Annotated in this window: 10 protein-coding genes; 4 read left to right on the top strand and 6 right to left on the bottom strand. The window is 64.0% G+C overall.

Going from position 1 to position 9,415, the window contains the following annotated elements; all coding sequences use genetic code 11:
• Positions 1 to 30: 30 nt before the first annotated feature.
• The 3 genes from UP06_RS09330 to asd form a co-directional block, all read right to left on the bottom strand.
• Entirely contained in the window at positions 31 to 1,029 is a 999-nt protein-coding gene (locus UP06_RS09330; protein WP_044999899.1) for an IS5 family transposase, read from the bottom strand.
• A 112-nt stretch (positions 1,030 to 1,141) separates the two neighbouring features.
• Positions 1,142 to 1,711 carry an NUDIX hydrolase gene (locus UP06_RS09325; RefSeq protein WP_045002267.1) on the bottom strand — a complete coding sequence of 190 codons (570 nt, stop codon included), beginning with the start codon at positions 1,709 to 1,711 and terminating at the stop codon, positions 1,142 to 1,144.
• Between the two features lie 67 nt (positions 1,712 to 1,778).
• Positions 1,779 to 2,642, bottom strand: coding sequence for an archaetidylserine decarboxylase (gene asd / locus UP06_RS09320; protein ID WP_045002227.1), 864 nt, complete (start codon positions 2,640 to 2,642; stop codon positions 1,779 to 1,781).
• A gap of 35 nt (positions 2,643 to 2,677) precedes the next feature.
• On the opposite strand from asd, the gene UP06_RS09315 reads away from it, so the two are divergent.
• Positions 2,678 to 4,342: an aminotransferase class III-fold pyridoxal phosphate-dependent enzyme gene (locus tag UP06_RS09315; RefSeq protein ID WP_045002226.1), complete on the top strand. Its 1,665-nt coding sequence runs from the start codon at positions 2,678 to 2,680 to the stop codon at positions 4,340 to 4,342.
• Between the two features lie 326 nt (positions 4,343 to 4,668).
• Here UP06_RS09315 and UP06_RS09310 read toward each other — a convergent pair whose 3' ends face one another.
• The 3 genes from UP06_RS09310 to UP06_RS09300 form a co-directional block, all read right to left on the bottom strand.
• The gene (locus tag UP06_RS09310) at positions 4,669 to 5,328 is read right to left on the bottom strand and encodes a hypothetical protein (protein ID WP_045002225.1); all 660 of its coding nucleotides are present in this window, start codon (positions 5,326 to 5,328) and stop codon (positions 4,669 to 4,671) included.
• A gap of 139 nt (positions 5,329 to 5,467) precedes the next feature.
• Positions 5,468 to 6,157, bottom strand: a complete 690-nt coding sequence (locus tag UP06_RS09305) for a class I SAM-dependent methyltransferase (RefSeq protein WP_045002224.1) — start codon at positions 6,155 to 6,157, stop codon at positions 5,468 to 5,470.
• 34 nt (positions 6,158 to 6,191) lie between these two features.
• Positions 6,192 to 7,244 carry a glycosyltransferase family 4 protein gene (locus UP06_RS09300; protein ID WP_045002222.1) on the bottom strand — a complete coding sequence of 351 codons (1,053 nt, stop codon included), beginning with the start codon at positions 7,242 to 7,244 and terminating at the stop codon, positions 6,192 to 6,194.
• Positions 7,245 to 7,518: 274 nt separating this feature from the next.
• Between UP06_RS09300 and UP06_RS09295 the strand changes: the two genes are divergently transcribed.
• From UP06_RS09295 to UP06_RS09285, 3 genes are all read left to right on the top strand, one after another.
• On the top strand, positions 7,519 to 8,235 hold the full coding sequence (locus UP06_RS09295) for a L,D-transpeptidase (RefSeq protein ID WP_045002221.1): 717 nt from the start codon (positions 7,519 to 7,521) through the stop codon (positions 8,233 to 8,235).
• A 113-nt stretch (positions 8,236 to 8,348) separates the two neighbouring features.
• Positions 8,349 to 8,768, top strand: a complete 420-nt coding sequence (locus UP06_RS09290; protein WP_045002266.1) for a c-type cytochrome — start codon at positions 8,349 to 8,351, stop codon at positions 8,766 to 8,768.
• Between the two features lie 110 nt (positions 8,769 to 8,878).
• Positions 8,879 to 9,415 (top strand): GNAT family N-acetyltransferase, encoded by a 537-nt coding sequence (locus tag UP06_RS09285; RefSeq protein ID WP_045002220.1) that lies wholly within the window; start codon positions 8,879 to 8,881, stop codon positions 9,413 to 9,415.

The raw sequence follows: 9,415 nt of genomic DNA, 5'->3' as shown, positions 1-9,415 counted from the left end.
TCATTTCATCCCCTGTTGTCCTCTGTTTTTTCATGCGGAGACGGACTCCTGGCGTTGTGCGGCCAATGCGCCGGCCGCACGCCGTAGGTTGTAGGCGCAGCAGGCCAGCACGATGTGCACCTGATTGCGCTCGAAGTTGAAGAAGCGCATCCGCCGGAGACCATAATGCTCCTTGAACACGGCGTACGGACGCTCGACGGCGGCGCGCACCTTGGCGATTAGTTTGTTGCGCAGCTTCTGCCGCGGCGGCAGTTCGGGATGATGCTTGTTGGGCCGATGCATCAGGCGGTCCTTGATGCCAGCTTCTTTAAGACGCGCGTGCCGGGCATGCGTGTAGTAGGCCTGATCGCCATAGACCGCGGCCTCATCGCCGCAGAACAGACGATCCGCTGGCTCGGTATCGGTGATTGAGGCGTCCGTCACATGGACGCGACGAATGAGGGTGTGACCTGCATCCACGCCCGTGTGGATTTTATAGCCGAACACGCTCTTTTTGCCTTTCCGGCCCCAGCGAGCATCGCGATCCGCAGATGGTTTGGGTGGCGTATCCTCGCCATCCTTGCGTGCCTTGCGGGGCGGAGTGGCTCGTGCCGCGATTAACGAGGCGTCGACCAGCGTTCCCTGCTTGAGGATCAGCTTCTTGGCCTCCAACTGCCGATTGATCTCAGTGAAGATCTTCTCGATCAGACCGTCCTTGGCGAGTTCCTGCCGAAACCGCCACAATGTCGTGTGATCCGGGGTCTGATCGTGCAGGCTCAGACCAACAAAGCGGCGGAACGACAACCGGTCTGCAATGGCCGCTTCCAGCGCGGGATCAGACAGATTGTGCCAGATCCCGGCGAGCAAGCAGCGAAGCAAGACTTCCGCCGGATAGCTGCTGTTGCCGGCACCATCGCCGCCCCGCTTGCCAAGCAGCGAGCGCAGCGGCGCCCAATCCACAACAGCCTCCACCTCATCCAGGATGCTGCTTCGCGGTGCCCGAACCAGGCCATCCGCCAAGCTCATCTGACCGACATTGCGCTCAACCATGGCTCCCCTCGCTAGAATCAGCCATGATTCAAAGAATCACGTGCAGCCGATTGTGCAAAGCCCTCACAAGGGGCGAGGGTGCACCGTCAACGCGGGGCGAGGCGAAGAGACCTCACGCCTCGCCGCGCAGCCAGGCTCTCACCTTTTGCAACAGGCCGTGGCGCAGTTCGTCGACGGAAGCCGCTTCGGCCGGTGTCAGCGTCTGCAAGGCGGCATCGATGTCATCGGTCGCCGGTAGCGGCGTCGACTCGGCCGCAGGAGAAGACACCAGCCCCGCGGCCGCGAGCGCGATCGGACCGATCTGCACCAGGAAGGCACGCTCATACTCGCGCGACAGGCGCGCGATGGCTTCATCCAGCGGCAGCCAGTCGACCGCCTTGATGTCGTTCATCAGCTTGCGGACCTGGCCGCCCTCGGCCTCCATCCGCCAGAAATGCACGACCTTGGATCGCCCGCCCGACTGATAGACCAGCGTGCCCAAAAATTCGTGGATCGCGACCTCGTGGCCGGTCTCCTCCAGCACCTCGCGATGCGCGGCCTGTTTCGGCGTTTCGCCGTCGTCGAGCTTGCCCTTGGGCAAAACCCATTCATTGCGCTTGCGCTGGCGCACGATCGCGATCAGCGGCACAGCTCCTCGCCGCAGCACAATACCACCCGCCGCCATCACCGGCGCCCGCGCCATCACAACATCCGTGTCGATCGATTCGTCCCCGCGGACGATATAGGCGGCCGACACGGCAGATTGAAGGCTAGTTTTTCCTCAGCAGCGCTTGACCGGCGCGGATGCGCGTGCCTTCGGCGATGCCGTCGCAGAAGGTAAAATCGCCGGGCGCCAGGATGATGATGGTCGAGCCGTGCTCGAACCAGCCGAGCTCCTCGCCTTTGGTCACGTTGACGTCGCAGGGAAAATTGACCGGGCCCTTGGTCTGCGCGTTCAGCACCATATCGAGGAAATGCAGTCGGATGCTCGCGACCAGGATCGCGGCCACCGGCACCAGCGTTACCGCCTCGCCCGTCGACAGATGCGTGCGGATCACCGCGCGCTCGTTCTTGCAGAACAGCCGCTCGACCCGCTTCAGCGCGATCGGGTTGACGTTCCAGACGTCGCCATGGATCAGGGTGACGCGCTCGATGTGCGAATCGTAGGGCGCGTGAAAGCGGTGATACATGCTGGACGTCAGCCGCAGCGTGACGAAGGAGCCGTTGCGGTGCTGGTCGACCAGGACCTGGTCGCCGAGCAGGTCGAGCAGCGAATAGGGCGCGCCCTTGACCTGGAATAGCTCGGTGTCGGCGATCCGCCCGTGAGCGCCAACGATGCCGTCCGAGGGGCTGGCGACGACCGCCGGATCGGGATCAAAGGGCCGCAGGTCCGGCTTGAGCTCCCGGGTGAAGCAATCGTGCAGGCTCTTGAAGTGGGTCTTCCGCGCCTCCGACAGATCGAGGTCAGAGAACAGCTTCCACAGCGCGATGGAGCCGTCCCGTACAAACGGATTCTCGATCTTGGAGAACCAGCCCATGAAGCGGGTCAGCGCGGCGCGGGGGATGCGGTTGGTCAACAGGAAGTTGAGGTCTTCCTGCTGGGTGAAAGAGGCGATGAGGGCTTTGACTGTCATGAATCTGTCAGCTCGCAGTATTAGCGCTTGTTGTCATGGAAACGACACTCCCGATTCTCTCATTTTCCGTGGCCGCCGCAGCGTCCGCTGCCGCCGCCTTCCCGAAGCTCAAGGCGCGGATCGCACTGTCCCGCGCCAAGCATCGCTCGCTCGCCGGGCACTCCAAGATGTCGCGGCGGGTGGCAAAGCTGCTCCCGTTCTACGAGTTCGGAGACAACGACTACTTCTCTTGCGACGGCGCGCCGGCGAACATCGCCACGCAGCGCAAGGACGCCTTCTTCCGTCTCGCGGCACTTTACGCCGAGCGCTACCCCAAGGGCCGCGCGATGACGCAGGAAGCGGCGGAAAAGATCTCCGACCTGAACTTCACCGAAACCTACCGCGTGCCGTTCCAGTTCTCGCGTCTCGTCCGCGAGAATTTGGGCACCTCGACCTTCATGGAGTCCTCGAGCGGCGTCACCGTCACCGATGTCGACGGCAACACCTTCTACGACCTCACCGGCTCCTACGGCGTCAATATCTTCGGCAACGATTTCTACAAGGAGTGCATCGAGGGATCCGAGAAACGCGCGCACGCGCTCGGACCGGTGCTCGGGCCCTACCATCCCGTCATCCTCGAGAACGTGCAACGGCTCTGCCAGATCTCGGGCCTCGACGAAGTCTCCTTCCACATGTCGGGCACCGAGGCCGTGATGCAGGCGGTGCGGCTCGCGCGCTATCACACCAAGCGTACCCATCTCGTCCGCTTTGCCGGCGCCTATCACGGCTGGTGGGGCGACGTGCAGCCCGGCGTCGGCAATCCGATTACCGCGCACGAGACCTACACCCTCGCCGAAATGTCGGAGAAGACGCTGCACGTTTTGCGCACGCGCAAGGACATCGCCTGCGTGCTGGTCAATCCGCTCCAGGGGCTGCATCCGAACGGCAACGCCCCCGGCGATTCCTCGCTGGTCGATTCCTCCCGCGGCGGCAATTTCGACCGCGCGGCCTATACCCAATGGCTGAAGAAGCTGCGCGAGGTCTGCACCGAGCGCGGCATCGTGCTGATCTTCGACGAGGTCTTCGTCGGCTTCCGTCTCGCCCCCGGCGGCGCCCAGGAATATTTCGGCGTCAAGGCCGACATGGTGACCTACGGCAAGAGCCTCGCCGGCGGCCTGCCGGTCGGCGTCGTCTGCGGCAAGAAGGAGCTGATGCGTCGCTTCCGCGACGATCGCCCCGCCGACGTCTGCTTCGCCCGCGGCACCTTCAACTCGCACCCCTACGTCATGACGGCGATGGACGAGTTCCTGAGCCGGCTCGCCAGCCCGAACTTCCGCGCCATCTATGACGGGCTGGACGCCACCTGGAACGGCCGCAGACAAAAACTCAACCAGATGATGAGCGATGCCGGCCTGCCGGTGCGGTTCGCCAACTTCTCGTCGATCTGGACGGTGAAATACACCACGCCGTCCCGCTACAACTGGATGCTGCAATACTATCTGCGCGCCGAGGGCCTGTCGCTGAGCTGGGTCGGCACCGGACGGCTGATCTTCAGCCTGAACTACACCGATGCCGATTTCGCCGAGGTCTCCGAGCGCTTCGTGCGCGCCGCCGAGAAGATGAAGGCCGATGGCTTTTGGTGGCACGATGGCGTGCTGACCAACAAGAACATCAAGCGGCAGATCCTGAAAGAGATGCTGGCCAAGCGCTTCGGGCGCTGAGGCCGCACTGCGCGGGCTTGCTCCGCCTCTCCCGCTTGCGGGAGAGGCCGACGCGCTCGCAGAGCGCGGCGGGTGAGGGTTCTCGCCACACAGGGACACCCTCAGTAATCCTCGACAATCCCGACGCGGAGACACCCCCGCCCCAGCCCTCCCCCGCAAGCGGGAGAGGGAGCCTACCGCCGATGCCGCTGCGTTGTGTGCACCATATGCGATTGCCCGACCGCACGCGGGGCGAGGCGAAGAAGCCCCCAAGACGTGGATGCCCGGCACAAGGCCGGGCATGACGCAACCATCAGACATCGGAGTGTTTGGTGAGAACAGCGCGCTCAGGCGTGCTGCTCTTCGAGCGTGGGCTCGGAGATGAGGCCCAGCGTGTGCTCGGGGTTGAGATGCAGGCCGGGATCCATCAGCTCGCCGCGCATCAGCGCCATCGGCGCGTTGCGATAGAGCATCAGATCGTGGAAGGGGTCGGTCAGGATCTTGGTCATCCAGACCAGACCAGTCTCGACGTCGCGGATGAAGAACAGGTGCACGGTGCGGAACAGGAGACCGCCGCCGCCGATCACGAGCCAGATCTTGGCGACCTGGCGCATGAAGTCGGCCGCGCTCGCCCACGGCGTGAACAAGCCGAACAGGGTCGGATCGACGAACAGCACCAGCGGCGACAGCGCCCAGATCGCCATCAGCACAACCTTGCGCTGAAGGTTGTAGCCGACCTTGATGTCTTCCTTGTATTCGTGGGTCGCCTGGTTGATGTGGTCGAAATCATGCGGCTCGAAGAAGAAGTGACCGGCCTGGCGCGAGGTCATCGAGACCAGCCAGCCGACCAGCGCCGAGATCATCGGATCGACGAACAGCCAGAGATAGGCAAAGAGGAAGCTCAGCGCGCTGACGAAGTGCAGGCTCTGATTGATGCGGCTGTGGTGATAGTAGCGATGGTCGTCCCAGCGCTGGATCCGCAGCTGCTCGAGATAATTCTTGATCATGCTCTCCCCCAAAATGCTTTCGGGTACGGGATTTACAGAGATTCGATGTACGCCGTGTGACATCATCATTTTGTCATGTGACGACGTGCAGCGACGCGATGACGCACGCGAACGCAAGTGGCGGCTCACGCCGCCTTGCTCAAGCCGCCTTGGCGACGTCGACCTTGCGGAAGCGCACCAGCGAGAAATGGCCGAGCGGCGGAATCAGGCGGCGCTCGGCGAGCTCGATGCCGTTGGCGCCGGCCAGCCACTTCGCATAACGCGACCAGGCGAACTCGGCGGTGCGGAAACCGAGCGGGCGCACCACCGGCTGGAGCTTCTGCTCAATGAAGCGACGCACGCCGGCATCGGCGCTGACGCGGGTGAGGATGATCAGCTCGCCGCCCGGACGCAGCACGCGCGCGAATTCATCGAGCGCGACTTCCGGATTCGGCACGGCGGTGACGACATATTGCGCCATCACGACGTCGAATGAGTTGTCGGGAAACTCGAGCTTCTCGGCGTCCATCACCGCGAGACCCTCGACGTTCTTCAGCTTGCCCTCGGTGACGCGCTGCCGTGCCTTGTCCAGCATCGCCTCCGAAATGTCGGTGCCGAAGATGCGCAGATGAGGCGCGTAGAGCGGCAGCGAGATGCCGGTGCCGACGCCGACCTCGAGCACGCGGCCGCCGATCTTGTTGGTCGCCGCGATCGCCGCCTGCCGGCCCTTGGCGAACACGCCGCCGAACACGAGGTCATAGACCGGCGCCCAGCGATCATAGGCCTGCTCGACCGTACCACGGGTGAGGTCGAGCTGCTGGGTGCCGTCAAGGTTCATGATCTTAGCCATCGATGAGGTTCTCGCTGTGGTTCAAAAGAAAGGATCAACCGCGCACCGGCCGCCGCGCCATGACCGGCGAGGCGCGCAGGATGCGGCTGGGTTGCAGTGAGGTGAGATTGCCGACGAACTGGCGCGCGCTGTTTTCCCAGGAGCGCTCCAGCGCGAAGTTGCGGCAGGTCTCGCGCGACATGGTGAGCGCGCGCAGACAGGCGGCGCGCAGATCGTTGTCGATCGCGCCGATCGGATGATCGGCGATGACGTCCTTCGGGCCCGTCACCGGAAACGCCGCAACCGGCGTGCCACAAGCGAGCGCTTCGAGTTGCACCACGCCAAACGTGTCGGTGAGGCTCGGGAAGACAAACACGTCGGCCGCAGCAAGATGCGAGGTGAGATCCGCGCCCTTCTTCTCGCCGAGGAAGACCGCGTCCGGATATTTCTTTTCGAGCGCCGCCCTCTGCGGGCCGTCGCCGACGACGACCTTGGTGCCGGGCAGATCGAGCGAGAGGAACGCCTCGAGATTCTTCTCCACCGCCACGCGCCCCATCGTCATGAAGATCGGACGCGGCAGATCGAGCGTTGCGGGATCGTCGGGGTGGAACAGCTCGGTGTTGACGCCGCGCCCCCAGAAGCCGAGCCGCTTGAAGCCGCGCCCGGAGAGCTCCTGCCGCAGCGACGGCGTCGCCACCATGGTCATTGCGGCAGCATCATGGAAGTGGCGCAGCACGGCATAGCCGACGGCGGCGGGGATGCCCGTCCGCACCGAGACATATTCCGGAAAGCGCGTGGTGTAGGATGTGGTGAAGGCGAGCCCGTTGCGGCGGCAATAAGCCCGCGCGGCCCAGCCGATCGGGCCCTCGGTCGCGATGTGCAGCGCTTCCGGCGCGGCCTTCTCGATCCGCCGCGCGATCTCTTTTCCGCTTGGCAGCGCAACGCGCAGGCCCGGATAGGTCGGCAGCGGCCATGACCGAAAACCGTCCGGCGTCAGGAAGTCGACATCGACGTCGAGGGCCTTGGCGGCCGCCGCGAGCGAGGTCAGCGTCCGGACCACACCGTTGACCTGCGGATGCCAGGCGTCAGTCGCGATTAATACCCGCATGGGAAAATCCCGAGAGTTTGATGATTCTCGGCTTAGGACCATCAACCACGGATATTTCAGGCGTGTGACGTCACAGAAGTGTCGGCCGGCCGTTTTGTTCGTTAACGGGCTGGCCAGGCCACGAAACTGTCATGAAACAATCCTTGCCACGACGAAACCGTTTTCGGTTTTCCGCGCAAACGTCCCGAAACTTTTTGTCGTTAGTGATTTAGGCAACGGAGCACCGAAACGGTGCCGGGGTGACCAAGGAACACCGCGCAAACAGGGGCGACCAATGTTCAATCTGGACACGTTCAAGACGTATTCGCGCGCCGTTGCTGTCAGTGCAGTGGCGCTCTCCGCAATCGCGTTTGCCGGCCCGGCCAAGGCTGCGCCCGTGCAGCTTTTCCCGTTCTTCCAGCCGCTGCCGCAAATGACCGCGCCGCAGCCGGTTCAGCCTTACCAGCCCTATCAGGCGCCGACCTACCAGACCGCGCCGTCCGAGGATCAGGACGCCGTCGAAACGCCGGCCCGCTTCCGCCGCCAGACCGTTGCTTACGCGACGCGCGAAGCACCGGGCACCATCATCATCGATACGCCCAACACCTATCTCTATTACGTGCTCGGTAACGGCCAGGCCGTCCGCTACGGCATCGGCGTCGGCCGCGACGGCTTCACCTGGTCCGGCACCCAGTCGGTGACCAAGAAGGCCGAGTGGCCGGATTGGACCCCGCCGCCGGAGATGATCCAGCGCCAGCCCTATCTGCCGCGCCACATGGCCGGCGGCCCCGGCAACCCGCTCGGCGCCCGCGCGATGTATCTCGGCGGCACCGTCTACCGCATCCACGGCACCAACGCCCCCGACACCATCGGCAAGCACGTCTCGTCCGGCTGCATCCGCCTGACCAATGACGACGTCTCCGACCTCTACTCCCGCGTCAACGTCGGCACCAAGGTAATCGTGCTGCCGATGAGTGAGCGCAGGGCCGACCTCGGCGCCGCGACGCGGTAAGCGACAGGACATTGTGACGCAAACGGCCCCGGAACCCAACGGGGCCGTTTTCGTTTGCATGATGCTCTCAGAGCGACCTCGCTTGCGTGGGAGCGATTCTGATGGAGGCGCAGATGCAATCACGCCTGCAAACATCGCGAAGCAGATGGCTCGCCTTGATCGCCTCCAGTGGAGGATTGATTTGGCTTGCATCTGCGCCCGCTTCGCTCGCGCAGCAGCCGGCGAGCAACGACGCGGCGCAGCAGGCGTTCAACAATTCCTGTCGCACCTGCCACTCGGTGAAGGAGGGCGACAATCGCCTAGGTCCCAATCTCAGCAAGATTGTCGGACGGAAGGCAGGCTCGCTGCCGGACTACAACTATTCTCCCGCAATGAAGGATGCCGGCATCGTCTGGGATCAGGACAAGCTCGCACGCTTCATCGTCAAGCCGGAGGAGGTCGTATCAGGCAACAAGATGCAGCCCTATGGCGGGGTTTCGCCGGACGACGCCGCCAAGGTTGTCGCGTATCTGCAATCGGTGGGCGGGCGATAGCAGGCGGATCGGCGATCAGCCGCTCCAGGGCGGCAACCGGCAATTGCGTCGCTGTGGTCCTCATGGTCTCCTCCTGAGCCGCGCCGCGCCCTGATGGACATCGACCCGATATGACGACTTCTGCCGCCCCCAGCCTTGCAATCAGACTGCTCACACCCGCCGACGCCGTTCGCTACCGTGCTATCAGGCTGGAAGCGCTTGCGAACCATCCCGAAGCTTTTACCAGCACGCTCCAACGCGAGCAGAACAAGCCGCTCGCATGGTTCGAGGAGCGTCTCACGACATCGGACGTGTTCGGCGCATTCATCGGGGGCGACCTCGTGGGGACCGCCGGCTTCCGCCGGGAGGACGGCGCGAAGACCGCACACAAGGCGGTTCTGTGGGGCATGTATGTGCGGCCGCAGGCGCGGAAATCCGGCACGGGGCGGCTCCTCGTCGACGCGGTCGCAGCGCACGCTGCAAAGCGGGTCGAGCAGCTCCAACTCGTCGTCGTCAGCGAGAATCAGGCCGCCTTGCGACTCTACGCGGCAGCCGGGTTCGTCGAATACGGTCGCGGGGTGAAGGCGCTGAAACACGACGGCCGATATCTCGATGAGATCCTGATGACCTTGTTCTTCGACGAAAGCGGCGCGACGCAGCCCCGGTAA

Source organism: Bradyrhizobium sp. LTSP857 (assembly GCF_000938285.1).
Lineage (GTDB): Bacteria > Pseudomonadota > Alphaproteobacteria > Rhizobiales > Xanthobacteraceae > Bradyrhizobium.
The sequence above is the reverse complement of the archived record's forward strand: the minus strand, read 5'-3'. Positions and strand labels throughout refer to the sequence as shown.